1 protein-coding gene is annotated in these 641 nt (G+C 40.9%); it reads left to right on the top strand.

From position 1 onward, the window contains the following. Window positions 1–641: AAA family ATPase (locus N3F66_15175; protein MCX8125487.1), on the top strand; the 641-nt coding region annotated here is incomplete at both ends.

The following is a 641-nucleotide window of genomic DNA, read 5'->3' as shown; positions in this document are numbered from 1 at the left end:
TATGCAACGATATGTGGTTATACCGAGAGTGAGCTTGCTAGTGTGTTTGAAGAGGAGCTTAAGGGGGAGGACAAAGAAGCAATACGATGCTGGTATAATGGATACAGCTTTTTAGGGGAGAGCGTGTATAATCCATTTGATATACTGCTTTATCTATCAAAACGTAAATTTCAATCATACTGGTTTGAGACGGGGACGCCTACGTTTTTGATAAAGCTGCTTGTGGACAGAAAGTTTTATATAGCCCAGCTTGAGGAATTTAAGGTTACGGAGAAACTTCTGGGTAGCTTTGATGTAGATTTTATAGAGCCTGAGAATCTACTATTTCAGACGGGGTATCTTACGGTAAAGCGGTATGAGCAGGGGATAAGTGGTGTGAGGTATTATTTGGGCTATCCGAATAAGGAGGTAAAGATATCGCTCAACGACTATCTTCTTGCATATTTGACCAAAAGTTTGATTGAGGTGGAAAGATTAAAAGGGAGACTAGAGGATGATTTGGCTGTAGGAAATATCAATGGCATAGAAGCAACAATAAAGTCACTTTTTGCAAGCATTCCGTACGAGTGGTACAGGAGCAATCAGATATCAGGGTATGAGGGGTATTACGCGAGTGTGGTGTATAGTTTTTTAGCAGGTGC

Source organism: Spirochaetota bacterium, assembly GCA_026414805.1.
In the GTDB taxonomy this organism is placed as follows: Bacteria; Spirochaetota; UBA4802; order UBA4802; family UB4802; genus UBA4802.
This window is presented reverse-complemented; position numbering and strand designations above follow the sequence as displayed.